Origin of the sequence: Limosilactobacillus oris DSM 4864, from assembly GCF_001434465.1 — a bacterium.
Taxonomy (GTDB): domain Bacteria; phylum Bacillota; class Bacilli; order Lactobacillales; family Lactobacillaceae; genus Limosilactobacillus; species Limosilactobacillus oris.
Genome location: NZ_AZGE01000026.1, coordinates 1 through 26,102, shown reverse-complemented (window position 1 = coordinate 26,102; position 26,102 = coordinate 1). Strand labels below are relative to the sequence as shown.

The 26,102-nt window shown below is 47.9% G+C and carries 18 protein-coding genes; 15 read left to right on the top strand and 3 right to left on the bottom strand.

Features of this window, described 5'->3' with window-relative positions; all coding sequences use genetic code 11:
• Positions 1-615 precede the first annotated feature (615 nt).
• The 9 genes from tdc to FC49_RS07810 all read left to right on the top strand — a co-directional run bounded on the left by tdc (position 616) and on the right by FC49_RS07810 (position 16,424).
• Positions 616-2,466 carry a tyrosine decarboxylase gene (gene tdc / locus FC49_RS07850; RefSeq protein WP_056984712.1) on the top strand — a complete coding sequence of 617 codons (1,851 nt, stop codon included), beginning with the start codon at positions 616-618 and terminating at the stop codon, positions 2,464-2,466.
• Positions 2,467-2,550: 84 nt separating this feature from the next.
• On the top strand, positions 2,551-3,957 hold the full coding sequence (tyrP, locus tag FC49_RS07845; protein WP_003715071.1) for a tyrosine-tyramine antiporter: 1,407 nt from the start codon (positions 2,551-2,553) through the stop codon (positions 3,955-3,957).
• Positions 3,958-3,993: 36 nt separating this feature from the next.
• A complete protein-coding gene (nhaC, locus tag FC49_RS07840) occupies positions 3,994-5,373 on the top strand; it encodes a Na+/H+ antiporter NhaC (protein WP_003712263.1) in 1,380 nt (459 codons plus the stop codon).
• Between the two features lie 25 nt (positions 5,374-5,398).
• The gene (gene tyrS, locus FC49_RS07835) at positions 5,399-6,646 is read left to right on the top strand and encodes a tyrosine--tRNA ligase (RefSeq protein ID WP_039929965.1); all 1,248 of its coding nucleotides are present in this window, start codon (positions 5,399-5,401) and stop codon (positions 6,644-6,646) included.
• A gap of 529 nt (positions 6,647-7,175) precedes the next feature.
• Positions 7,176-12,137 (top strand): mucin-binding protein, encoded by a 4,962-nt coding sequence (locus tag FC49_RS07830; protein ID WP_056984711.1) that lies wholly within the window; start codon positions 7,176-7,178, stop codon positions 12,135-12,137.
• Between the two features lie 774 nt (positions 12,138-12,911).
• Complete coding sequence (locus tag FC49_RS09950) at positions 12,912-13,115, top strand: hypothetical protein (RefSeq protein ID WP_034537360.1); 204 nt, start codon at positions 12,912-12,914, stop codon at positions 13,113-13,115.
• Between the two features lie 44 nt (positions 13,116-13,159).
• Positions 13,160-13,393, top strand: a complete 234-nt coding sequence (locus FC49_RS07820) for a hypothetical protein (protein ID WP_003712232.1) — start codon at positions 13,160-13,162, stop codon at positions 13,391-13,393.
• A gap of 194 nt (positions 13,394-13,587) precedes the next feature.
• Positions 13,588-15,210: a mucin-binding protein gene (locus FC49_RS07815; RefSeq protein ID WP_056984710.1), complete on the top strand. Its 1,623-nt coding sequence runs from the start codon at positions 13,588-13,590 to the stop codon at positions 15,208-15,210.
• Between the two features lie 353 nt (positions 15,211-15,563).
• Entirely contained in the window at positions 15,564-16,424 is an 861-nt protein-coding gene (locus tag FC49_RS07810) for a GRP family sugar transporter (RefSeq protein ID WP_056984709.1), read from the top strand.
• 149 nt (positions 16,425-16,573) lie between these two features.
• Here FC49_RS07810 and FC49_RS07805 read toward each other — a convergent pair whose 3' ends face one another.
• Positions 16,574-18,109, bottom strand: coding sequence for an FGGY-family carbohydrate kinase (locus FC49_RS07805; RefSeq protein WP_056984708.1), 1,536 nt, complete (start codon positions 18,107-18,109; stop codon positions 16,574-16,576).
• A gap of 33 nt (positions 18,110-18,142) precedes the next feature.
• Positions 18,143-18,919, bottom strand: coding sequence for an SDR family oxidoreductase (locus FC49_RS07800; RefSeq protein ID WP_003715108.1), 777 nt, complete (start codon positions 18,917-18,919; stop codon positions 18,143-18,145).
• Positions 18,920-19,133: 214 nt separating this feature from the next.
• Between FC49_RS07800 and FC49_RS07795 the strand changes: the two genes are divergently transcribed.
• Positions 19,134-20,252: an ROK family transcriptional regulator gene (locus tag FC49_RS07795; RefSeq protein WP_003712248.1), complete on the top strand. Its 1,119-nt coding sequence runs from the start codon at positions 19,134-19,136 to the stop codon at positions 20,250-20,252.
• Between the two features lie 65 nt (positions 20,253-20,317).
• On the opposite strand, the gene FC49_RS07790 is transcribed toward FC49_RS07795, so the two are convergent.
• The gene (locus FC49_RS07790) at positions 20,318-21,733 is read right to left on the bottom strand and encodes a glycoside-pentoside-hexuronide (GPH):cation symporter (RefSeq protein WP_003715057.1); all 1,416 of its coding nucleotides are present in this window, start codon (positions 21,731-21,733) and stop codon (positions 20,318-20,320) included.
• Positions 21,734-22,216: 483 nt separating this feature from the next.
• On the opposite strand from FC49_RS07790, the gene FC49_RS07785 reads away from it, so the two are divergent.
• The 5 genes from FC49_RS07785 (at position 22,217) to efp (ending at position 26,065) form a co-directional block, all read left to right on the top strand.
• Entirely contained in the window at positions 22,217-23,302 is a 1,086-nt protein-coding gene (locus FC49_RS07785; RefSeq protein ID WP_056984707.1) for an Ldh family oxidoreductase, read from the top strand.
• Between the two features lie 96 nt (positions 23,303-23,398).
• On the top strand, positions 23,399-24,439 hold the full coding sequence (locus tag FC49_RS07780) for a zinc-dependent alcohol dehydrogenase family protein (protein ID WP_003715099.1): 1,041 nt from the start codon (positions 23,399-23,401) through the stop codon (positions 24,437-24,439).
• Positions 24,440-24,607: 168 nt separating this feature from the next.
• Positions 24,608-24,802 carry a helix-turn-helix transcriptional regulator gene (locus FC49_RS07775; RefSeq protein WP_003715046.1) on the top strand — a complete coding sequence of 65 codons (195 nt, stop codon included), beginning with the start codon at positions 24,608-24,610 and terminating at the stop codon, positions 24,800-24,802.
• Positions 24,799-25,344, top strand: a complete 546-nt coding sequence (locus FC49_RS07770; RefSeq protein WP_003715076.1) for a DUF3278 domain-containing protein — start codon at positions 24,799-24,801, stop codon at positions 25,342-25,344. Before FC49_RS07775 ends, FC49_RS07770 begins: the two co-directional genes overlap by 4 nt.
• Positions 25,345-25,507: 163 nt before the next feature.
• Positions 25,508-26,065, top strand: a complete 558-nt coding sequence (efp, locus tag FC49_RS07765; protein ID WP_003712238.1) for an elongation factor P — start codon at positions 25,508-25,510, stop codon at positions 26,063-26,065.
• The last annotated feature ends 37 nt before the right edge of the window (positions 26,066-26,102 follow it).

Sequence of the window (26,102 nt, the reverse complement as noted above, 5' to 3'; positions counted from 1 at the left end):
TTTGTCTAACTTTTTTGTTGCACTTCATACTTATCGCTAGAGGTAAGTGGGACTTTTTTGTTACTCTTTAAAACATATTTTTACTTATACGGAAGTTGCAATCGACTTTTGAATTAATAAGGTTTACCTATATTTGTAGCGAAGGGACTAGGAAGAAACAGCATTTCTTCCTAGTCCCTTGCTTATTTTAAAGTTGCTAGTGAATGACGTGCTAGCTGGACGGCAATTCACTGACAAAGTCGAGAGAGTGGGACAACGAACTAGGCCTGTCTCACTCTCCATTTTTATTCCAGATCTGGGGAGATAAACTACCGGGGAAATGTTGCGACACATTTATTTTTAGGTAATGCCCGGTGGTGTTCAGATACGAGAACCATATTTTTTGGAACCGGTTTCGCGGGAATCAGATTATTTATATATTAATGGCAAAATTCGTTAAATGCTTCACAACCACTATGTTTATAGTTGATTATGCTAATTATAAATTTATGAACGTTTACGTAAAAATACTTGTTAATGTTGATTTAACAGCATTGACAAAAAAAAAAAAGTTATAACATTATAGGAGGTTGATCAACTGAGTATAAGTTTAGAAGTCTAATTGGAGGCTATGTTATGACTGAAAAAAGCCGCACTGGTTTGAACCTCGATGCACTTTTCATTGGGGATAAATCAGAAAATGCTGATATTTTTAAGAAAACTATGGACAAGCTTATCGATGAACATATGGGATGGCGTTTAAACTATATGCCTCAAGATAAGCCTCTTATTACGGAAAACGATAAGGGGAGCGAAACTTTTAAGAAAACTAGTCAACATATGCAAAGCGTTCTTGATGATCTATCGGTTCGTCTTCGTTCTAACTCAGTTCCTTGGCATTCACCACGCTACTTTGGTCATATGAACTCAGAAACATTGATGCCAGCAATTTTGGCGTATTCCTATGCGATGTTGTGGAATGGGAACAACGTTGCTTATGAATCTTCACCCGGTACTTCTCAAATGGAGGAAGAAGTTGGTCAAGATTTCGCTACTCTAAACGGCTATAAAGATGGCTGGGGACATATTTCTGCTGATGGTTCCTTAGCGAATATGGAAGGTCTGTGGTATGCACGGAACATGAAGAGTCTTCCACTTGCTATGAAGAAGATTAAACCAGAATTAGTAAGCGGAAAGAGCGACTGGGAACTGTTAAATATGTCTGCTGAAGAAGTCCTTGAGATTCTAAATAGCGTCGACCCAGAAGTTGCAGCCGACATTAAAGCGCACTCAGCACGGGCTGGACACAACATGGACAAACTTGGTAAGTGGATTGTCCCACAAACAAAACACTACAGCTGGCTAAAGGCAGCTGACGTTACTGGGGTTGGCTTAGATAACGTTGTCTCCTGCCCGGTTGATGAACATTATCGGTTGGATGTTGATGCCCTCGAAAAAATTATTCGGGACTTAGCAGCTAAGGAGATTCCAGTACTTGGGGTAGTTGCAGTTGTGGGATCAACTGAAGAAGGCCAAATTGACCCAGTTGATAAGATTGTTGAATTGCGAGATAAGCTGCAACAAGAAGGAATTTACTTCTATTTGCATATTGACGCCGCATACGGCTCCTATGGCCGTTCACTCTTTTTAGACGAAGATAACAACTTTATTCCATACGATGAACTGAAAACGGTTCACCAAAAGTATGGTGTATTCCAGGAAAACAAGGAATATATCTCTCGTTATGTTTATGACGTATATAAGGCATTCCCAGAGGCACAATCGATCACTGTCGATCCTCACAAGATGGGATATGTTCCTTATGCAGCTGGTGGAATCACCATTCGTCATAAGAATATGCGGGATATTATTGGCTATTTCCCAGTATATGTTTACGACAAACGTTCGGGTGCACCAGCAACCTTAACTCCATATATTCTTGAAGGTTCAAAAGCAGGTGCGACTGCCGCTGCTGTTTGGACGGCTCACCGTGTTCTTCCACTCAATGTCTCTGGCTATGGTAAGTTGATTGGTCGCTCAATCGAGGCAGCACAGCGGTATTACGAATTCTTGAAGAATTTAAGTTTCAATATTAACGGAAACGAAGTCGAAGTTAATCCATTGACTAAGCCAGATTTTAATATGGTTGACTGGACATTCAACGTGAAGGGAAACACTAACCTTGCAAAGATGAATGAATTAAACCTGAAATTCTATCAAAAGGCATCATTTGTAGATGGACCGGTTTATAACAATGACTTCCTCACTTCTCATACAGACTTTGCAACTGATGGCTACGGTGATAGCCCCGTTCCATATGTAAAGAGTCTTGGCTTCTCAGAAGATGAATGGCAGAAGGTGCAGAGTGTCGGCATCCTGCGTGCATGCATCTTGACGCCGTTCCTTTATGATCGTGACAACTTTGCAAGCTATGCAGAAAAGATTAAGAAAGCGATGGAAGAAAAGTTAACCGCTATCTTAGGTTAACTCGATTGTAAAGGTAAATAGGACAAGAGCTCAGAGAGGAGAAACTCGCTGAGCCTTTGTATATCCTAGTGAGGAAGGAAAATTATGAGTGAAAATACAAAAATTAGTTTAGGAACCTTCGTGGGAATCGGGATGGCAATGATTGCCACCGTCCGGAGTGTTCCGACATTAGCAGCCGCAAGTTGGCAAATGTTCTTTTATATGACGTTTGCAATTATCTTTTTTGCATTACCAGTTTCCTTAATGTCTGGTGAGTTTTCAGCAATGTTGCAAGATGCTGGTGGTCCACAACTATGGGTTCGAACTGGTTTAAACCAGAAGTGGGGATTTACCACTGCCTGGTTGCTTTGGGTGCAAATCTTCCCAGGCATGGTTATGGTTGCGTCAACTCTCGGCCCGCTTTTCGGTAACACGATTGGGAACGTTTCGTTGGGGCAGAACCATTGGTTTACCTTAGGATGTATCATTGTGATTTACTGGATAATCACGATTCTTAACCTGAAGTTCGACATGGTTAAAATTGCCGGAAACTTTGGTGTTTGGTTTGGGGTGTACATCCCATTCGCGGTAATGATCGTTATGGGGGTTGCCGCCACTATTAAAACTGGGATTAATGCCCAAAGTGTGTTAGGGACTTTCTCTCCCGAAAAACTTCTCCCGGACGTAAGTACGTTTAAGTATGTTGCGGCAATTTGCTTTATCTTTACCGGAATTGAAACGTTAGGGGTATATGTGCCACGGATGAAAGATGCCACGCACGACTTCGTTTCTGGAGTGGTATTTGCTCTGGTTGCGATGGTTATCTTGAACATCCTTAATGCTATTTGTGTGGCTGACGTTGTTCCTGATGGCACGACCGAATTGACTAATATAACTCAACCGGTTATTTTGTTCTGTAAAATCTTGAACTGGCCATTATGGATTGCCAATGTATTTAGTTTCCTAGCTGCAGTTGGGGTCTTTTTACAGCTATCTGGATGGGTAACCGGTCCATCTCAAACTATGATTCAGGTTGCCCGAGAAGGGTTAATACCGTCTAGCTGGGGCTTCTTTAAACACAATAATATTGGGGTGGCGCGGAATGTTATTTTAACTCAGTCAACTTGCATTACGCTTTTTGCCCTTATGTACGCATTTCCAGATATCAACGGTATTTTCCTGATGCTTACCAACACTACGACACTGCTTTACTGTGTAATTTACTTCTTAATTGCGATTGCATTTATTCGCCTTCGTTATACAGAACCTGATATGACACGTCCATATCGGGTTGGTAAGCACGGTAACATGGCAGCATGGGTCTGGACAGTGTTCTTTATCTTTGGGATTCTCAGCATTGCAATTGTAACGCTGTCTACTGCTGGCGTTGTCAGTGCTGTGTCGATGATAGTTATCACAATTGTTTTGACTGTTATTCCACTGTTTATTAATGCCCATAAGAAAGAACAGTGGCTTAAAGATGCTCAAGCTTATGCGGCTAGCCGGAAGTAACGTGTAATGTTAAAGGCTTAATAAGGAGTGCCCACTATGGCAAAAAAGAAACGTGCAAAGCCGCATATTGGCTTTACTGAAAGCTTAATAATTATCATCTGTATTCTCTTGATACTAGGATACTTGATTATTATCAAAGCACAGTCACCGCAAGTACCGCTATTTCTGGCTGTAATTCTGTTAATGTTTTATGGCTTTGCGCGGGGATTTAGTTGGGATACAGTGATGAAGGGAATTGAGGAAGGAATAAAGCCGGGGATAATTCCGCTCGTCATCTTTTTAATGATTGGAATTTTAATCGCAACGTGGATTTATTCAGGAACGATTCCAACAATTATGTATTTCGGCTTCAAATTAATTTCTGTTAAGTTCTTTTTACCAATGGTGTTTGTCGCTTGCTCACTAATTGCCTTAGTTTGCGGCAGCTCTTTTACAACGATATCTACGTTGGGAATTGCCTTTATAGGGATTAGCGAAACTATTGGAATAAATCTTGGGCTGACAGCTGGCGCGATTGTTTCTGGTGCGTTCTTTGGCGCCAATGTCTCACCGTTGTCTGGAACTGCTAATTTAGCGGCTGCAATTGGTAACGTTGATTTATATGAACATATAAAATCACTAGTTTGGACAGATTTGCCGGCATGGGTGCTCTCTTTTGCCATTTATCTCATGGTAGGGGTTAAGCATACCGATGCCAATCTTCCACTGATTGTTTCCATGTCTAAGGAATTGCAGGCTAATTTTTGGATTACATGGTGGGTATTGTTACCCGTAGCATTACTATTAGTAACAGCTTGGCTGAAAGTACCGGCAGTTCCTTCTTTAGCCTTTGGGGCTGCCTTGGCCGTAATGATTGGTTGGGTTCATAAACCAATTAGCATTAATCAACTCTCAAATTATATTATGAACGGTTATGTAGCTCATACTGGAAACGCCGCGATGGATCAATTGCTGTCCAAGGGAGGCATCAGCAGTATGCTAAGCTCGTTATCCTTAATTATTTTTGCGTTAACATTAGGCGGATTGTTAATCAGGCTTGGTATTATTAAAAGCCTGATTACAGGTATTGAAAAAGTTATCAACAGTGCAGGAAAATTGATTTTTGCCACAGCAGTTACTTGCTTTGGCGTCAATATTCTTGTCGGTGAACAGTACCTGTCCATTATTTTGCCTGGCGAAAGTTTTAAAGAATCGTTTGTAAAGCGTCATTTGGCTCCTACCTATCTCACCCGTGTTTTAAGTGATGCAGGGGGAGCAATTAACGCAATCATTCCATGGAGTGTGAGTGGGGTATTTATATCAGGAGCATTACAGCTCAAGCCGCTCCAATATATTCCCTATGCATTCTTTCCCATTATCGTAGCAGTATTGACCATATTAGTAGGCTTTGTTTTGAGTCGCAAAATAAATGGTTAAAGACGAAATTAAAGAGGTGATTTTAATGGATATTTTAGAAGATTTAGAGTGGCGTGGTGCCATTAACCAGTGTACTGACTTGGAGGGCTTACGTGACTTATTAAAAGAAAAGAAAGTTTCACTATACTGCGGAACTGACCCCACAGGAGATTCGCTGCACATTGGGCATTTGATTCCATTTATTATGCTGAAACGATTCCAGCTGGCAGGTCATCATCCTTACATCCTTATAGGTGGAGGAACCGGCTTTATTGGTGACCCATCTGGAAGGAAGAGCGAACGACAACTACAAACTGCAGAGCAAGTTCAACACAATAAGGAAGGTTTGACCAAGCAAATGATTAAATTGTTTGGTACAGAAAACTTCGATATTGTAGATAATTATGACTGGCTAAGCAAAATCAGTTTGCTGGATTTCTTACGGGACTACGGTAAGTCGTTTAATATTAATACGATGTTATCAAAAGAGGCGGTAGCAAGTCGGCTGAAAAATGGGATTTCTTTTACCGAATTTAGTTACCAAATTTTACAGTCTATTGATTTCCTGCACCTGAATAACACGAAGGATATTCAGCTCCAAATTGGTGGTGCCGATCAATGGGGAAACTTAACCAATGGGGTTGACCTAATCCATAGTAAGAAGCCAAATGAAAAGGCATTTGGCCTAACGATTCCATTGATGTTAAAAGCAGATGGTACAAAATTCGGGAAGACCGCTGGTGGTGCCATTTGGCTTGATCCAAAGAAGACTTCGCCGTTTACATTTTATCAATTTTGGCTTAATCAAGATGACCGTGATGTTGTGAAATACCTTAAATACTTTACATTTTTAAGCCATAAAGAAATCGATGAATTGGCCGAGAAGGTTAAAACAGAACCACAAAAGCGGGAAGCTCAACGCCGCCTGGCTGAGGAAGTAACGAAATTTGTCCATGGTGAGAAGGCGATGGAACAGGCTAAAAAAATTTCTGAAATTCTCTTTAGTGGTAACATTGCGGAGCTTTCAACCGCGGAGCTGGAGCAGGCCTTTGAAAAGGTCCCATCTGTTGAAGTTGGTAAAACACCAATTAATATCATTGACTGGTTAGTAAATAGCGAAATTGAGACTTCTAAGCGTCAAGCACGGGAAGATATTAAAAATGGTGCCATAACGATTAATGGCCGGAAAGTTAATGACGAAGAATTTATTGTTGACCCTAGCGATAATTTTGACGGCAAGTATGTCGTGGTGCGCAAGGGTAAGCGGAACTATTTCTTAGCTAAGGTTAATTGATATGAGGAGTGAGAAGAAGTAGTAAAACTTAGCTGGTATTCCATTTCTTGCTGTTTGTCTTTTGACGCGCGGCTAGGTTGGTCAAAGACTGATTTATCAGTGCTTGAACAACCGACCAGCTACTGTGCCGAAATATTAATACCCTAAAAACAGCTTAGAGGCAGAGAAACATGAGCTTTCTCCTAGCCCTTTTACCTCCCTATTAAGCACACTAGCTAAGAAGGAAGAATATTCAGCTTTTTTTAATCCTAAGGGGGAAAGCAATCAGAAGAATTTAATTTATGCAAAGAAAACGAAAAAATTAGCCAAAATGAGTTTCCCCCTTCAGACCCGTCACGCACCTGTGGCGGGTCTTTTTGTGTCTAAAATGTTTACAATTCCTTTCCTAAAAAAATATAACGATAATGCCGCCAACCCTTTGCCTGTGAGAATTTGTTCAAATTGTAGCATGGCGTTTACAAATAAAATAATGGTTTTATAATTATCAGTGACGAGATAACTCGGTTTGTTATGGGGGAGGAGTTATAGGATGCTATCAAGAAATAATTTGCAACTGCTAACACAACGGAGCGTGCGGCAACGACAACGGTTCGGCCTGCGCAAACTCACGGTGGGAGTGGCGTCCGTCTTACTCGGGACGACCTTTTTCATTGGTACGGCCAAAGCTGCAACCACCTCAGCTACCACGACACAGGCTACTCCGGCAACGGCGCAACCAGCTTCGGCGAACACGGCAGCTGCCACGCCCGCACAGCAGCAGGCAACTACTCAGTCAGAGCCAAACACCGCTGCAACCACTCAGCAGCCCACAGCAGCGGCCATGGCGGCCAACCAGGATACCGCCACCGTCAGTGGCCTGCAGTTTACCGGCTCGGTCAATGGCTTTAAGAATACGACTTCAGGTCAGCAGGCCGATAATTTTACCTTTAAGCCTGGCGACACCGCCGATTTAACCTATTACATCCGAAGTGCTGGCAGCGCGCAGATGAAGGATAATTCATGGCCAGTTGCCAGCCGGTACCTATTGACGATTCCGGCCGGCTTTAAGCTCTCTTCGTTCTCAACGGGAGACTTCACGAGTACCAGCCTTGGCCGGGTCGGCCAAAATAACGAGTGGGTCTACCTGATCTCGCTTAACCACACGCCGTCTTACCAGATTCCGGTCGCCATTACGGCACACCTGGTAGCCGTTGTGGACAACCTCAAGGATGGCGGCAGTCATGATTATAGTTGGTTCCCAATCCCAGGACTCCTGATGGCGATTAATGATGACCAGCATTTTAACAGCAGTCATACCATCACCCTGGGCGGCCAGACCTACCAGGTTACGGATTGCAGCCCATTCCTACACGGCAATGGCCTTGGCGAGCCTGTCACCTACACCGTGGCTCCGGGAACCAGTGAGCTAGCAGCCGCTAATTACCAGGTTATCGGTGTTAACGGCTCCACACACAACGGCACCGGCTCCCAAGTCGGCTACGAGGAAATCCAGCCTGAAATCAAGATTACCGGCACTGTCCACAGTGGTAACTACATTGACTTCCGGTTAGGCCTGCCGTATACCGACGCGCAGACTGGCCAAACCAAGTATCTTCCTTACGATAATACCCTGGCGGCCAACTGGACGACCGGGGACCAAAACGCCACGGTTTACAACATGGGCGACTACTACCGCCTGGTCTTCAACGTCAGCTCGGAAAGCCTTAGCAATCCGACCGTCAAATTAGATCTGCGCTGGGGTGCTGCGGGGACGCAGTCTTCAATCAACGCTAACAAGGTTTACGTCTACCGGTCGACGGCTGATCCGGCCAAGAATAAGACGGACTTCGACTATACGCCGACCAATGATGTCACCATTAATGGCAATTCCTACGCCAGTGGACTAACCGTTAAGGGGCAGTACCTGAGTGCCAAACCGGTTACGGAATCAAATTCTCAAGTTAGCACGTCAGGAACGTCTACGAACGTCCGTACCTGGGATAAGCAGGGGAACGTGGCGGTCAATACCCACTGGGCCAACACCTTTGTCTTTTCCACCGATACCCGGAAGACTTCGAACAAGTTTAGTTTTGACATCCGAGTCGCTAAAAACCCTGCTGTAAGCTACGACTGGGTTTCTGACGACGGCCTCGCCAAGCAGATTGCTGACGACCTCACCCCGCTGACGACCCACCAGCTTTCCAACCAGGTAGTCAGTGCTGCACAGACTTACGTAACGGACACGGCAAAACAGGGCGAGCGGCCTGTTACCAAGATTACGGTCACCCATGAAGATTTAACCGACGTCGCTAACGGCTACCACCGGATTTACCACGTAGTCATTGCTGATCCCACGGTCAACATGGACGCACCGGTGACCGTTTTGACCGTTAGTGCCGATAACTACACCCTGCCGAGCGGAATTACGAGCTATGAGGATGACGTTAAGCAGTCCAACGCCGTGAACAACAAGAACGCCTTTGCCATTCCTGATTTAAACGCGGTCACCGCTAATCAGAACCTGCAAACAGCTCTCCAGAACAGCTACATTACGGATTCGAAGGTGGAGGGCGGTAAAGCGGCCGCAATAATGCTTGTCAACAACGATACGACTGGCCAGTATGCTGGTGGTTGGGGTTCGACTGGCTGGCGTGCCAACATTAGCCTCAAGACGAACGGGACCGTTGAAGGTGGCGTTCAGGTTTCCGACCTGGTCACGACCAAGTTCGCTATCGAGGACGTTAATTCCCACCAGCAGCTAAACGCGGGAAACGCCTACCAGGGACCAACCGGGTCGACGGTTAACTTCAAGGGAGCCCAAAGTGCCTATAACAAGCTGCAGGGTTACCAGTTTGTTAAGGCGGTCAGTGTTAAGAATGGTGTCGAAACCGTGCTGACTAACTTCGATCCGAGCCAAATTGAGAGTTATTCATACGGCACTGCGGGGAAGAACCAGCCGAACGAGTTTATTATCTATGTCCAGCCGGTACCAGTCAGCGTTACCGAAACGATTCATTACGTCTACGGGGATGGCCCGTCGAAGGGGCAGAAGGCGGCTCCAGACAAGACGGTTACCCTGACCTTTAGCCCGGTTTACGACCAGCAGGCCAAGCAGTATTCCTACCAGGTGGCCGGTCAAACTAACGCCAGCTTTGCGGCCGTTGCTAACCCGCAGATTCCTTCTTACCATGTGGCGACAGCTCAAACGGCAACTGGTACGGACGTCCTGGATAGTGCTCAGAACCAAGTTCGCGCCCAGTCTGGAATCACTGCCGCAAGTGCTGGACCGGTGGTTACGGTCACCTACGTGCAAGATCCGCTTCCGACGGCGGCAACGCTTAGCTATGTGGATGACGACGCTGCCGGCAAGGACCTGATTCCCGGCGGGGAGACAGCCAAGGGCCTACCGACGACGGCCATCAGCTTCAGCGAACTCGCACAAAACGAGGAAAAGCTGGTCGGGCAGCACTATGTCTTTAAGTCCATCACTGATGCTACTGGTAAGACAATTGCCAGCGGTGACTTTAGCCAGCTAGACCTGGGGACCATCTTCGGAAAGTTCGCTGCCAGCCCGCTGGCCTTCACAATCCACTTTGGTCACCAGCAGACGGCGCTTTCTCGTGTTAAGACGGTCACCGAGACGATTCACTACCGCTATGCTAATGGTGAGCAGGCCCGCCCTGACTATCAAACGAAGCTGGCCTTTACCCAGACTGGTACGCGTGATGAGGTTACCAACCAGAGTGCTTATGACGAGGTCAACCCGCAAACCTTCGCGGCTCAGCAGTCGCCAACAATTTCAGGCTACACGGCGGATCAAGCCAGCATTCCTGCCCAGACCATTACGGTGACGAGCGCCAATTTCGACCAGAACCTTGATGTTGAAAAAACGGTCACCTACCAGGCTAACCAGCAGACGGCGACGATTAGCTACGTAGATGATACGACTGGCAAGACCCTAGGCACTGCAAAAGCCAGCGGTCACTATGGCGACCAAATCGAGTTTACGACCGCGCCAGCCACAGTCATCCGCCAGTACCAGGACCAGCACTACGACTTAGTGGCAAACCCGTTTAAGGAGGGGACTAGCTACCAGGCCAACGACCAGCAGAACCAGTTTACGGTTCACTTCAAGCACCATCTCCGTACCCAGACGGAAACCCAAACCGTCAGCCGGACGATCAACTACCTTGCTCAGGCTGATAACCGGACGCTGGCGAAAGCAAGCCAACAAAGCGTGACCTTTACTGGTACGGGTCAGTATGACGAGGTTGCCAACCAGCTAGTCAATGTCAATGCTGACGGGACGGTTCAGAAGAACAGTGACGGGACACTGGCCCTGGGGAGCTTGACGTGGCAGCCGACTACGGGGACGGCCGACTTTGCGGCGGTACCAGCTGCCGTGGTTAAGGGTTACCACGTAGTTGCCGTTGATCCGGCTGACCAGCAGGATGGTACTGCCATTAAGGCAATCCAGGTCACCCAGACGACTGCGCCAATTACCGTCAACGTCTATTATGCTCAGGATCAGCAGGCCACCCTTAACTTCATTGATGATGAAACTGGTGCAGCAATTCATCCAGCGATTAAGGTTAGTGGAGTTAACGGTCAGGCAATCAACTTTGGCGACGTGACGGCCATTGTTAACGAACTAGAAAATACCGCTCACTACGTCTTAAAGAACACCACGGATGATACACCAGTGGCCGCAGCCTTGTTTGCCGTGCTTGCCGCCCAGACAGGCGAAAAGCAGATTGGCGGGGCCCAGGATGTCAACTGGGCTAGCATCTTTGGTAACTTTGACGATAACGATGCGGTAGCCCAGAGCTTCAGCATCCACTTCATCCATGGTCACAGTGCCCTACAACAGCAGCACCAACGGGTAGTCACCGAGACGATTCACTACGTCCGGGAGAATGACCACGCATCATTGGCACCAGATTACACCGCCCAACTAACCTTTAATGGTGACGGGTACCATGACCTGGTAACTAACCAGGACGTTCTTACCGGTTGGCATGCCGCCAATGGCACCGCGGATCAAGCGGAATTCATGGCGGTTCCGAACCCCGTAGTCAAGGGTTACCACGTGGCTACCGGCTTGGATGTCAATGGTACTGCCGTGCTGAGCGCGGACGGCCAGAGAGTAAACGCCCTGCCTGGCATTACTCACTCGACGCCGGAACCCGTCGTTATAGTCACCTATGCAGCAGATCCTGCACCAGTGACCCCAACGACACCAACTGACCGGCCGACGGAGCAACCGTCGCACCCAGGGCAGGACGTTCCTGCACCAGTGATTCCGGATCAACCAGCGAGTCAGCCAAGTAGTCCAGCGAAGGCGGAAGGGCCTGCTGTTGTGGCCGCAACTAGTTCCACTCGGGAGGCAGCGCAGACGAGCACGGCGCGCCAGCTGCCACAGACGGGAAGCCACAGTCCATTAGCCTTAGTCGGTTTCGGCCTGTTTTCCTTGCTGGAAGCCCTTAGCCTGGCTAAGCGGCGGCAGCGCTAATATTGATTTAAACTAAGAAAGAATCCCACCACGCGGCATTTTCTGCCCGTAGTGGGATTTCCGTTATTTACATCCCCTACGGCGTCTAATATAATTTTGCCAAAATTAATTTACTGGGAGAATTCTGTGATGCTAAAAGCATTCAAAATTATCGTGGTCCTGTCAGTGCTACCGTGGGTGTAGTCGTGGCCTGGGGATACGTGCCGTTGAACCTCCATCACCACCAATACTATTACGTTACCCGTATCGCCGCCATACCTATCCGTACTTAACCTTGCTGATGGAACATCAGCTGTACGAGGATGACCTGGGGGACCTAGCGCCAGTCAAGGGTTACCGGATTATTTTGAAATAACCGACTCCTCACTCTCCTGTTCGCTCGACTCTCTTAACTTTGAAAACGCTCGGAATACGGTTGACCTATACTTCGATAACCTGGGCCGCCTAGAAAGCGTTGACCGCAATGGGACTGGTCGTGATGTTTTCGTGAGCCGCTTTTGGACCAGGTTGAGGATCAGCTGCGGAAGAATGGTTCGTGGCCGTTAATCAGCCTGCAAGATCAGTTCGACCGGCAGTTTCGGAAGTAGTATCGTGAGTGAGGAGGGGCAGCATCATTAGCGCGTTAACGACAATCCTATTTTTTATTCATTACTAGCGGTAATCATTTGTACAATCTTGTATTACAGGGCACCGAAAAAGCGGGTCCGGCGGAAACGTTAGCTGGTCGCCTCAGCAATCTTAATAGCTGTCTGCGTTACTGCTGGCATAGTGGAAATGACCGCTCGTGATAACCAGCAGGATCAGACCTTTTGTCGGGCGGCGGCCCGGTTTAACCAGGACTCCACAATGGTCAGACCCACTGTAATCCGAATCGCGGAACGGGAAAACCAGGTCTGGCAAACCGCACTGGGGCCAACAAAGCAACGCACGCCAGTCATCCGCTGTTTCCAGTCAGCCAGCCACGGACCGGTTTCCTGATGAAGACCACCCACTGATGGCCTACCTGAAATTGGTGGACGAAGATGGCAGCGGAGAAACAGCTGGTCAGCCTGGATAAATTCCATGGTGGTGATGACGAAATCGTTATTTGGAATGACCCTGGCGACGGCCACTCTATCGGCTTTGGCGTCCACTCAACGGCAATAGTCACCGTACCCATTCCAAGGCTGAGCTGGCCCAGGAGTTTGCCGGCCGCACTGACCAGGTTTAAACTAGCGGTCGCCAACTTACAGCAGTACGCATACCATGATAATTAGTCAAAACAAGTTGCTGAAGACCAGTTCCGGTTTTTCGGCGCTGGCTTTTTTGTTTATAGTAGTTAATGAATGGTAAAATTTGGGCTGTAATACCATTTTTACGCCTGAGCTATTGTATAATAATAAAATCAGCATCCCCATTTTTAATGGGCTGACGTCCGAATCAAGCCATTCTTTACGGAAGGAGTTTTACGATGAGAGTAAATCAAATTCCCCATGTAAGATTGAACAATTACCAGTTGGATAAACGTAAAAAGCAGTGGGCCTTGTTAAGCGCCACGGTACTAACGGCATTATCAGCCGGCTTGGCTAGTGCCCACGCTGCTGACCAGCCAACTGCTGTGCTGACTGCCCCCACGACGGCGGCTGTACCGACACCAGCAGTATCATCAGCCGGTATGTCCACGAGAAGCCAACCGGCAGCTGAGAGCATAGCGCCAACTCAGCTAGCCACTGCGGCAGAGCAACCGGCCGCCGGCGAGAGTTCAACCGCGGCTGCGCAGTCTCCCTCCAACCTACCGCCACAGGAGAACCTGCCGACTGGCCCCATTAATACCAATACGGTCTACGGTAGTGAAATTGATCCCAGCAAGTACAGCCTCAGTTTTAACGTCAGCCTGCCGTATAAGATTCCCCAGTATAACCTGGTTGACGGTGACTTGCGCTTTGCTAGCAATGAGGAGGTTGCCCACCTGAACGGCTGGACCCAGCCAGCCCTGATTGATGGTCAGGCGGTCAATACTGGCCGTTACCTGGTTTTTCTTAGCAAGCCCGGCTACGATAACCTATTAGCGTGGTTAAACGGTCACTGGGAGGGCAACCTGCACAAGGAAAACGGCTTGACGGTCGGTGACAAGTGGGTGCCAGATGCCAGCCTGCACAATATTGCCTTAGCACCATATAACCTCGCAACCATCATTAGCAGTCACTGGTATGCCTTTTACATTATCAACCCCTATGACGTTCAGGCGACGATTACCGGCCAGAGCGTTATTAATGATAATGGCAGTGGTGAGGGCCGGTTTGCTCCTGGTCAGTACACGGTTTCCTTTGCCGGAACGCCGGGGGCGGCTTCCTTCACTAATGTCAGTCATGGTTTCAACTACCATTTCCAAACCGGGGACCTGACGATTGGGGAGCAAAATGCGGATGGCAGTTACCAGGTCGTGCTGACGGCCCAGGGAAATGCTAACCTCAGGGCCGCCCTGGATCAAGCCTTTCACAGCGGACCGGGGACGGACCATGCTTCAAATTACCTCCTCGCCATTGACCACGCGGGCGCGACAGTAGTGGTGAACGACTTGGCAAAGCAGACGATGCGGACGATTATCGCCCATAATGTTAACGACACCACGACGGAGCAGGAGCAGACGGTCACTTTTAATCGGAGCTTTACAACGGATCCGGCAACGGGGGTAGTCACCTATGGCAGCTGGCACGTTGGCGATGACGTTACGCAACTAGTCGGCACCTGGCCAGCAGTTACGGTACCGCCGGCAGCAGGCTATCAGGCCACTCCGGAACGGATTGCTGCGGTTACCGTTGACGGTGCTACTACCAACCAGCGCATTGATGTTTATTATCAGAAAATTGCGCATGGTGGAACGGCTTTCGGGAACCGCACGCCAGCAGGGACGGCCATTGTGGAGACCACCAGACGTAGCCAGTCAGCCGGGAACGCCGCACCGAGAGCTGGTCAGTTACCGCAAACGGGTGCTGATCATTCCGCCAGCGCCATCTGGGGGTTAGGGCTCTTCGCGCTTGCTAGTCTGTTTGGCTTTGGGCGGCGAAAAAAGCGGCCCACCGACGTTGACTAACGTTCCTATTAAAAGATTGAATTTTTTTCACAAGATTAGTCAATTTTCGCGGGAAAGTGGTTAATCTGTGCTCCCAAAAGTGATATAGTATAGATAATTTTAGAAAGCGAGGGACTAACTATGGCAAAGTACATCGTTGAACTTAGTGAAGAAGATTTGCAAATGATTAAGGACTGTCACTCCAAGAATCCTTCAATTATGAAGGCGATGGAGAACGCAAAGAAGGAAAACTAAGCATTCCGCAGGACGGCGCTGCTAGTGCCCGACATGGGATGGAGATAATCTTAAGAGGCGACTGAAATTTGGCGAAAATGCAGTCGCCTCTTTTTGCTGAAAAGAGGACGGAAGTTAGTATGTCAGTAATGGATATTTTAATTGCTCTGGTGCCAGCGCTCGGCCTGGGCTTTCAGGTCATCTGTATGCAGCTGATCGGCGGCAAGTATACCAACAAGGTTATGGGGATGGCCATCGTGACCCTGCTAGTCGGGATTGGCGTCTACCTGGTTAAGCAGCCGGTCTTAACGCCGGTGCTTTGGCTGGGCGCAGCGCTGAGCGGAATTGGCTTTTGTATCGGGATTATTCTGCAGGTCAAGAGTTTCTCCCTGGTGGGGGTCTCAATGACCATGCCGATTTCAGTTGGTGAACAGCTGGTCGGGACCGCTCTGGTGGGGGCGCTGTGCTTCCGCGAGTGGACGACGGTCAGCCAGTGGCTGCTGGGGGTGGGGGCCCTCATTTTAATCGTCATCGGGATTGCGATGACCGCCTACCAGGAACGGCATGACCAGGGGAGCAACGTCAAGAAGGGGCTGCTCTACCTCCTGATTTCCTCACTGGGCTTCGTGGCCTACGCTTCCTTCCCGACCGCTTTTCACCTAGGCGGCTGGGACATGGTCTTCCCGCAGGCCGTAGCGATTTTTGTTGCGATGATTATTCTGTGTTCATTTGAAAAGCGGCCACAGCTGTTTGCTACAAAGACTTGGCAAAACATGGCCACCGGGGTCTGCTTCGCCATTGCCAACCTGGGAATTATCTTTTCCAACGAAATTAACGGGGTGGCGGTCGGCTACACCATGTCCCAGTTGAACGTGATCATCTCAACCCTAGGTGGTTTGTGGATCCTCCACGAGGCCAAGACGCCGAAGGAAGTCAAGATGATTATCGCCGGGGTCATCCTGGTGGTCGCCGGTGGAATCATGATTGGGGTAACGAAGTAGTAATTAACATCAGAGCTTGATGTGCCTAAAAAAGACCAATGTAGATGGGGTGAATGAATCTACGTTGGCCTTTTTGTTAAACTTACATTTTAGGAGTAACTATATAATGTTAAGAATGGAAAACGGTTGTTAATTACAGAATTTAATGATTATTGAATTTTAGTTAGCTCGGAAAGATCTTTCATGTCACTCCCCAAGTCGTTGTACAAGTTCCGATAAAGCCGGTAATAATGGTTGTAGACTTCGTGTTGCGCACGCCGTGGCTCAACTTTCTTACCTAGAACTTGCCACTGCTGAACTTCATCAACTGTCAAGGTTCCAGTGGCAAGCCCTGCCAACATCACATCACCAAGATTAGCTTCTGCATCGTCGATTGGTGTGCGAACAGCGTAACCGGTAACGTCAGCAAACATCTGCACCCAATCAGGTGAGTTTGTTACCCCGCCGGCAATGACGATGTAATCGCCAAGGTTGCGGCCGGTACTTTCAATACTATGGCGGAGGGCGTAGCAAACTGCTTCTTGAAAGGCATGGAAAATATCGGCCTTCGTGTGGACGAGAGATAGACCGAAGATTAATCCCTTGGCGTTGGAATTCCAGACTGGCGCCCGCTCACCCATGAAGTAAGGGAGAACAACCAGTCCGCGGCTCCCAGCGGGAACATTGTGAGCTTCTTTGCCGAGAGTGACGTAGGCGTTATCACCGCCACTTTCCTGCACGCCCTTTTCCAGTAGGCCAAAGTTATCGCGGAACCACTTGGTGATTGCTCCAGCAGTTGCCGAACCGCTAAAGTTATAAACTAATTGTCGTGATTTATAAGGATATGGCCAGACAATCAGTCCCTTTCCTTTAATTGGCTCTTCACTGACGAGGGCTGCATTCATCGAAGACCCAATTGCGGCGACGTATCGCCCTGGTTGGAAGACGCCCATCCCGATGTTAGCGGCACCGACGTCAATTCCGCCAGCAATAACGGGAGTGCCAGCAGGGACTCCTAATTCCTGAGCCGCTTCCTTAGTGATGAGACCGGCAATTTCGGTTGCGTCGACGAATTTCTCAGGCATTTTGTCAACCGGCACACCCATCGCGTCCATCATTTCTTTCGACCAGGTTCCCTTATTAATGTCATAAAAGCCACCAATATTACCAGCAGCAGAGTAGTCAATTGAGACCTTGCCGGTTAGCTTATAGATAACATAGTTGTTTGGTGGCAGGAATAGCTTGGTTCGTTGCCAATTTTCTGGTTCATGGTTCTTAATCCAAAGGACCTTGGTGTAGCCGTAATATGGGTCAACAACGTCATTCCCGGTGATTTCGCGAAGACGGTTAGTGTTGACGTTCTGCTTAACCCATTCTGTTTCTTCGGCAGCCCGGCGGTCCATCCAGATTAAGGCTGGCCGAACCGGCTCCATTTTTTCGTCAACGGGAATGCCAGAACCACCGTAAAGTCCGCTGATGCCGATTCCTTTAATATCCGTGGGGTTGACCTTGCTTTTAGCAACGGTCTTTCGAATTGAATCTTTGACGGCCTTCAGCCAAACGTCCGGCCATTGTTCAGCCCACAGGGGATGGGGAGTTAAAACATCATACTCTTCTAAGTCCTGGGCAATCAATTCTCCCTTAGTATTCATCAGAATGCTTTTGGTCCCTGAAGTCCCAATATCTGTTCCAATTAAGTAGTCCATACGATTGTGCTCCTTTGTGATGAAAGGTGATTTTTACCAAGCGGTGAAGGCACCATCGATTAGGTAATCTTCACCAGTAGAGAAGCTGCTAGTGTCACTTGCCAGGTAAACGGCCATACCTTGCAGTTCTTCCGGCTTACCCAGTCGCCCTAACGGTGCCCAGTCGTTCCAGGTCTTGATCAATGGCTTCAGGTCAGGAGAACTTAAAGTCAAATCAGTACCCATGTAGCCAGGACTCATTGTGTTAACCCGCACGCCGCGTTTGGCCCATTCAATCGCTAAGGACTTTGAAAGCTGGATTACACCATTCTTTGTCGCATTGTAAGAACATTGTGGCTGCGGCCGGTTAACGATGTGGGCGGACATTGAAGCGGTGTTGACGATAGAACCGTGACCCTGTTTTAACATGTACCGGCCAGCAGCAGTAGAACACAGGAAGACAGAATTCAAGTTCAGGTTAACAACTTTTAGCCAATCTTCATATGACATTTCTTCAGCGGGGACGTTTAGACACATTCCGGCATTATTGAAGGCGGCATCAAGCCCCCCTAGTTGGTCAACAACAGTATTGACCATGGCTTCAACTTCCTCTGGGTCGGTGACGTCGGTCTTAACCGCGATTACCTTTTGACCAGTGGCTTGAGCGATTTCATCAGCAGTTGCCTTGGCTTTTTCTTCGTTAATATCGACGATTGCGACATCAGCACCGGCCTCCGCAAGCCCGGTAGCCATTGCCTTACCTAATCCTTGGGCACCACCTGTAACGTAAATACTCTTACCATCAAGGCGCATCCGATCTAAAATTCCCATGAGTAATTCCTCCTCAAAACTATTGGATTAAGAGCCATTCCAATTTGATGATTTAATTTTATAAAATGACTTTACTTAATTCATTTTTAAGGATAGGGCCTTTGATAGTGAAAGTCAAGGAATTTTTGGAACCGATTTCAAAAAACTAAAAATTAATTATCGCAAATCGTTTTATGCTACACTTAGTCTAATAGTTTAAAGCTGGGAGGACACTATGAAAACGAAAACGATGCAGTCGATTCAGCGGTCTAATTATTCTAATATTTATCACTTGCTGATGAGTAATGATAAGCTGTCTAAGCAGATGATTGCTGATGAACTCGGTTTGAGCCTGCCGACGGTTACAGGTAACCTGAACCAGTTGATTGACCAAGAACTGATAATGAAAAATGGTCAATTGGAATCAAAAATTGGGCGGCGTGCTACCGCCTATTCAGTGAATCCCAACGCTTTTTTAAGTATTGGAATTGAAGTTTTCCAAAAATACGCCACGATTACTGTGATTAACCTTAAACACGAAGTACTAGCAATTCATACGGTTAATATCCCCTTTGCAAATAATGAGCAATATGCAACCGCATTAGCTGACCAGGTACGCTGGCTCTTGCAAAATAACGGCTATAATGAAAAGAGCATCCTGGGTGCTGGAATAGGTATTCAGGGCTTGATTGATGGTGCCGGAACTACGGTTTTATGGGGGAAGATTTTAGGTTGTACTGGAATGCGAGCCGACCTCTTCAGTCAGTTTTTACCGTTTCCAGTTCGTTTTTACCATGATGCTGATTGTGTTGCTGCTGCTGAATACGCTGTCGAACCAAATGACGAAATCGTGCTGTCAATTGGTGAACACTTTGGAAGCGCCATTATCACTGATGGCAAAATTTTGCGCAGCACTAAGGGGCGGGACGGGACGATGGAGCATATTTCCATTAACCCGCGCAATGGCCGTCCGTGCTACTGTGGTCGACGGGGGTGTATTGAAACCTATTGTTCACTTTCGTCATTACTACAGCCAACAGAAACGCTTAATAGCTTTTTTACGAACCTCAAACAGCATAACCCAGCAGTAGAACAACGTTTTTCTGAATATTTGGACTACCTTGCAGAGTCAATTTATAATCTTCACATGTTTATTGATGTGCCAATCATAATTGGTGGACGATTGAGCAAATTTATTACTGCCTCAATTCTTGAAGACTTACGTGGACGCCTAAAATCGATCTCCGTGTTTCCTGAGAGTGAACAATATGTCAAAGTAGGTCATGTTGCTGACAATGCGGTAGCAATTGGCGCAGCAATTCCATTTATTGACGACAAACTTAAATCAATTTAAAGCGGACAGGCCCCCAGAGTCATTATTACTGGCTCTGGGGGCCTGTGCTTGATAGTTTTAATCTGCTATGCGTTCTCAGCTGTGGTTTGGTTAGTATTCAGTTTCTTCTCAAGGGCCGCAACAATCTTTGCGTGCTGTTCTTCAGTCAAGGTTACCTTAAAGTAGAAAATCAAGGCTGCAATAATTAGCAAGATAATTGGAATGTAGAACATGAAGGTGTTGAATTCCATAATCCCGTGGGCAGAAATATCACTAGGCTTAGCATTTCCCGTCATCCCAGCCGCAACGGCAACAATTCCAACAATTCCGTTAGAGGCCGCCCCAGCTAGTTTATCAATTAAGGGGCGAACCGAAAGGGTAACAGATTCATTCCGGGTCCCATTGACGAGCTGGCCGTACTCCACACTATCGGTAATGGTCATCAAGGTTGCTAAGAAAATTAACGGGTAGGGGACAAAATAGAAGGCGACGGCGGTCAGTACCCAATGCAAGTTTTGACCAGCAAGCAGGAAAATAACGTAACCGATGAGCATGAAGCCGATTCCGCCAACATAAATGGCCTTGCGTTTGATCAAATTTTCCAGGAATGGATATAGTGAGACCGAGAAAACGCCCAGGATACAAGTAATTACCCCGACCCATGTATAGGCAGCAGCGTTGCCGAGACGGTAGGTGAAGTAGTACATTAAGAGCGAATTTGTAACAACGTAGCTGAAGGCAAATAGGAAATAGGATGCCGCAATCCATAGGAGCTGGCTATTATGGCCGATTGCCCGAAAGATGTCCTTTAACGTTGTATGCTTAGTGTTGGAGCGAATAAGATTCTTTTGTTCCTTGATATTAAGACAGGTAATAAGGGCACCACCAGTACACAGGATTGCCACGATAATGACGTAGCCCATCCATCCAGCCCGGGTTTGTTGACCGAACGGTACTTTTGAAAAGATGTGCGAAAAGAGCATAATTGCTGGAGTGATAATTACGATTACGATTTGTGCGCCGAGGGTCGAACCTAGACGAGAGGCCGTTCCAAAGTTGGTACGGACCTTATTGTCGATACTTACTGCTGGTAACATTGACCAAATAGCAATGTCACTAAACGAGTAGAAAACATCAATGATTAAAAAGCTGATTGCAAGTAGAACTAAATAAAGCAGCGGATTGCTCCAAGCAAGTCCAAAATAGTCCGAAAAGAGAAAAATTAAGCCAATTGAAGCGACTAATGAGCCGATTAAAATCCACGGGCGAAATTTCCCCCACCGAGTATTTGTGTTGTCAACCACCCCACCAATCATCGGATCAAACATGATTTCACCAACCCGAATAATGACGATGATGGAAGTGACGATACCGACCATCTTGGAATCACTAGAATTTGTAAAGAGTTGACTGGTAATAAACATCATAAAGTAAATGCTCAAAGTATTATAAAAAGCATCATGGCCAAAGGTACCTAGAGCATATGCAAAATACTTTTTCACTACAAACCGACCTTTCTCCAATTTTATAAAACCATTTTACAAAAATATTTTACATTTGCATTGTATATGAAAGCGTTTCCTAAAACAAGCGAAAATCAGTTAATTATTTATTTCACAATTGATTTGGCAAACGATTCTATTCAGTGCTTTTCAGTAGGGGCCTTTATTCACGGAAGCAAACATGGTTCAAAATCCCCCTTGACTTTTTAGTCCGACCGCTTAAAATAAATGATAATAATTAAAAACAGATGAGAATAGTAACGGGTGATTCTAATCAAAGCGAGTGCCGACGGGTGGGAGGGCATATTAGCTAGCTCGTGAAATGAACTCATCGAAGTGGGTTGGGTGCAAGCTACAATCCCGGGCGATGACCGTTATCCATCGTTAGAGGCTATGTTTTCATAGCGAAGATAGGTGGTACCACGGTCAGCGTCCTTGTGCAGTTTGCACGGGGACTTTTTTATTAGGAAAGGTGTGGACACGATGCGTGTAAAAGCAAGCGATGAACGACAGTATTTGGAAAACGTATTTGACAAGTTAGGTTTTAGTGAAAAGGATGGCAAGCTCCTGGCGGATACCCTGGTTGACGCTGACTTACGGGGAATCTCTTCCCACGGGATTCAACGGTTAGCCTGGTACCGGCGGATGATTAAGGACGGTACGATCGTCCCCACTAAGCAGCCCAAGGTGGTCCGGGAGCTGCCCGGGACCGTTCTGGTCGACGCCAATCAAAACATGGGGCAGATTGCGGCCAACCTGGCGATGGACAAGGTGATTGAGAAAGCCAAGAAGGTCGGCGTCGGCATTGCCGTGGTACGGAACTCCAACCACTTTGGCATTGCCGGCTACTACGCCCGCAAAGCCTTAGACGCTGGCCTAGTGGGAATTGCCCTGACCAACACTCGGCCGCTGGTGGTACCGACCAACGCTACCCAGGCCTTTCTCGGTTCAAACGCCTTTGCCTTTGGCTTCCCTGCTAGTCCCCACCCGTTCATGTTTGACGGGGCGACCTCTGCTGTGGCCGGCGGTAAAATCCAGGTAGCCGACAAGAAGGGAACTGAACTGCCTGGCGAATGGGTGGTCGATAAGGATCGACAGGTAGTCACGGACCCGAAAGAGGCGGAAGACATTCTGGCAACGGCGGCCTTTAGCGAGGGTGAACAAAAGGGCGGCGGCCTGGTCACCCTGGGTGGTAACCAGGAAGTCAACGCCAACTACAAGGGGATGGGGAACTCCATCGTGGTCGAACTGCTGACCGGGATCCTGGCCCAGGGGTCGATTTCGGCCGACACTGTCCGGGGCAAGCACGACTTCAGTCAGTTCCTCTTTGCCTTTGACCCAGCCTTCTTTGGTGATCCCGAGACGCTCAAACAGGACGCTACCGCAATGCTGGACCGGATCCGCGGTCTGGAACACGTTGCTGGCAAGACGATTTGGGTCCCAGGCGACCGTGAGTACTGGTACTTAAAGGAAAACCAGCAGGCTGGCGTTGCGATTGATGATAAGACTTACGAGGAAATCACGGCGATTGGCGAGGAACTCGGGGTTCCAGTTCCGGCAGAAATCTAGTATGTGTTTTAGGTATCAAAGGCGATAGAATTAAAGTATTATCATTTGCGGCTCCTTTTGGTTACAATTAGGGTAGACAGAAAGGGGTCTTGAACGATGAAAAAAGCATTTTTCGCAAGTAAAGGACAAATGGAATTAAAGGACGTTGATAAACCAACGATTCAAAAACCTGATGACGTCATTATCAAGGTATTGCGCTCCTGCGTCTGTGGGTCTGACCTGTGGAACTTCCGGGGCATCAACCCGGTCGAAGCAGAAGCTGAAAACTCCGGTCACGAAGCGCTGGGGGTCGTTGAAGAAGTTGGTGACGAGATCACGACCGTTAAGCCGGGTGATTTTGTTATTGCGCCATTTACCCACGGCTGTGGACACTGTCCTGCTTGTCGGGCCGGCTTTGATGGCTCTTGCCAAAGCCACGCTGACAACTTCTCGTCTGGGGTGCAGGCTGAATACATTCGCTTCCAGCATGGTCAATGGGCACTGGTCAAGATTCCTGGTCAGCCCGCCGATTACAGTGAGGGCATGAAGAAGTCCCTGCTGACCCTGGCAGATGTTATGGCGACTGGTTACCACGCGGCCCGGGTTGCCAACGTCAGCGCTGGCGATACCGTCGTCGTAATGGGTGACGGTGCGGTTGGCCTGTGTGCTATCATCGCTGCTAAGATGCGCGGCGCCAAGAAGATCATCTCCACCAGCCGTCACGCAGACCGGCAAGCCCTGGCAAAGGAATTCGGTGCGACCGATAACGTTGCTGTCCGGGGTGACGAGGCGGTTCAGGCCATCATGGACCTGACTAACGGTGCGGGGGCCGATGCTGTCCTCGAATGTGTTGGGACTGAACAATCCACGAATACCGCGCTGGCCGTTGGTCGTCCGGGTGCCATCATCGGTCGGGTCGGCCTGCCACACACGCCAAAGCAGGACATGACCTCCCTCTTCTACAAGAACGCCATTGTTGCTGGGGGGCCGGCTTCCGTGACGACTTATGACAAGGAGGTACTGCTCAAGGCCGTTCTGGATGGTGAAATCAACCCTGGTAAGGTCTTCACGAAGTCCTTCAGCTTGGATGATATTCAGGCTGCTTACGAGGCGATGGACCAACGGCAGGCAATCAAGTCCTACTTAGTGTTTGACTAGCAAATAAATAATCATAGTGAACGAAGCTCTGGTGAAAGGCAATCGTGCCAAGCTGCCGGAGCTTTTTTTTTACTTAAAATGTCAAATATAATTGACACCTCATCTGGGACTTGCTATGATAATGTCAATCAATGTCATATATATTCGACATCAAAAGCGGGTGATTAATTGAACCGGGTAAAAGAGTACCGTAAGAAGCAGCAATTATCACAGTTCGCGTTGGCCCAGGAAATCGGGGTAGCACGGCAGACGATTAGCTTGATTGAAAATGACAAGTACAACCCCTCGTTGGACCTGTGCCGCAAGCTCGCGCTGGCCCTGCGAACGGACCTCAATTCATTGTTTTGGGAGGAAAGCGAATGACTAAAGAAAAATTACGTGACGGCCTGCTGAAATTATCCTACGGAATCAGCGGCGAACTGGATGAGTACCAGCGGCAGCGCCTCGACCACCTGGGTAATTCCGGCTACCTGTTGCTGACCCTGTTTACACCGCTCCTGCTGCTGGTTGCCATGGTGTTAGCACTGACCACTACCTACAAAATTGCCTTTTTATTCGCCTTTATAAGCATCCTGACCCTGTTTATCGTGGTTACCTGGTATTTCTACCTCGTTATGGGCAAGGAGCGGGTGCTGATCAACGAACTGCCGACCAAGGAATTAAAGAAGACCAAAAGGTGGGTAGTCAAGCGGGGGATTATCATCGGCCTGGTTGCGGCATTGGTGGAAGCCATCGTGCAGGTGGCGGTCTTCCTGGCTAATGCCGGTGATTCCCTGACTAAGGTTCCGACCGTCGCTCAGGTGATGATTTATGTTGTGCTGGTCTTTAATTCCCTCTTCTTTGGCCTCCTAGTCGGTTGCGGCTGGGGCTGGATGTACTGGCGGAACTTAAAGAAGGGTGAGTAGGACTTCGCTGATTTTTGCACTTTAAGCGTATAGCAACGGGGACGAATGTGTTACAATGGTAACTGTACTATGGCTTGAAATCGTCAGGCCGTAAAATCGTTCTGGTAGCTGTCTCGCCGCAGTTCGACCGGACAAAATCTCAAATTAGTGAAGGTGTTTTAGTATGATTCAAACAATCGATTTGAAAAAGGGCATGGTTTTTGAACGGGGCGGCAAGCTGCTCAAGGTTCTGCAAATCAACCACCACAAGCCAGGTAAGGGTAACACCCTGATGCAGATGGACATCCAAGACGTGCGGACTGGTTCAATCGTCCACACCACGATGCGGCCATCCGAAAAGGTGGAACAGGTCAACGTTGACAAGCGGAACGCGCAATACCTCTACGACGAAGGTGACTCCGCTGTCTTCATGGACTTGGAAACTTACGAACAATACAGCCTCTCTCATGAACAACTGGGTGACGACCGTAACTACCTGGTTGAAAACATGAACATCACGCTGAACTTCGTTAACGGCGACATCATTGGGGTTGAACTGCCAGTGACTGTTGAAATGACGGTTGCTGAAACTGAACCAATGATCAAGGGTGCCACTATTGATGGTGGTGGTAAGCCTGCTACGATGAACACTGGCTTGGTTGTTAACGTCCCAGCCTTCATCAAGACCGGTGACAAGCTGATCATCAACACCACTGATGGCAGCTACAAGTCCCGTGCTTAATTAAAAGATTAGGCTCTTCGTCAAGAAGTACTGATGA

What these genes read in the sequence shown, in the direction of transcription:
- FC49_RS07770 (WP_003715076.1), top strand. Translation starts at nt 24,799, where the DNA reads ATGACTAAAGAAAAATTACGTGACGGCCTGCTGAAATTATCCTACGGA.
- nhaC (WP_003712263.1), top strand. Translation starts at nt 3,994, where the DNA reads ATGGCAAAAAAGAAACGTGCAAAGCCGCATATTGGCTTTACTGAAAGC.
- tdc (WP_056984712.1), top strand. Translation starts at nt 616, where the DNA reads ATGACTGAAAAAAGCCGCACTGGTTTGAACCTCGATGCACTTTTCATT.
- FC49_RS07810 (WP_056984709.1), top strand. Translation starts at nt 15,564, where the DNA reads ATGTCAGTAATGGATATTTTAATTGCTCTGGTGCCAGCGCTCGGCCTG.
- tyrP (WP_003715071.1), top strand. Translation starts at nt 2,551, where the DNA reads ATGAGTGAAAATACAAAAATTAGTTTAGGAACCTTCGTGGGAATCGGG.
- FC49_RS07780 (WP_003715099.1), top strand. Translation starts at nt 23,399, where the DNA reads ATGAAAAAAGCATTTTTCGCAAGTAAAGGACAAATGGAATTAAAGGAC.
- FC49_RS07830 (WP_056984711.1), top strand. Translation starts at nt 7,176, where the DNA reads ATGCTATCAAGAAATAATTTGCAACTGCTAACACAACGGAGCGTGCGG.
- FC49_RS07815 (WP_056984710.1), top strand. Translation starts at nt 13,588, where the DNA reads ATGAGAGTAAATCAAATTCCCCATGTAAGATTGAACAATTACCAGTTG.
- FC49_RS07800 (WP_003715108.1), bottom strand. Translation starts at nt 18,919, where the DNA reads ATGGGAATTTTAGATCGGATGCGCCTTGATGGTAAGAGTATTTACGTT.
- FC49_RS07805 (WP_056984708.1), bottom strand. Translation starts at nt 18,109, where the DNA reads ATGGACTACTTAATTGGAACAGATATTGGGACTTCAGGGACCAAAAGC.
- FC49_RS07820 (WP_003712232.1), top strand. Translation starts at nt 13,160, where the DNA reads ATGGCAGCGGAGAAACAGCTGGTCAGCCTGGATAAATTCCATGGTGGT.
- efp (WP_003712238.1), top strand. Translation starts at nt 25,508, where the DNA reads ATGATTCAAACAATCGATTTGAAAAAGGGCATGGTTTTTGAACGGGGC.
- FC49_RS09950 (WP_034537360.1), top strand. Translation starts at nt 12,912, where the DNA reads ATGACCGCTCGTGATAACCAGCAGGATCAGACCTTTTGTCGGGCGGCG.
- tyrS (WP_039929965.1), top strand. Translation starts at nt 5,399, where the DNA reads ATGGATATTTTAGAAGATTTAGAGTGGCGTGGTGCCATTAACCAGTGT.
- FC49_RS07785 (WP_056984707.1), top strand. Translation starts at nt 22,217, where the DNA reads ATGCGTGTAAAAGCAAGCGATGAACGACAGTATTTGGAAAACGTATTT.
- FC49_RS07795 (WP_003712248.1), top strand. Translation starts at nt 19,134, where the DNA reads ATGAAAACGAAAACGATGCAGTCGATTCAGCGGTCTAATTATTCTAAT.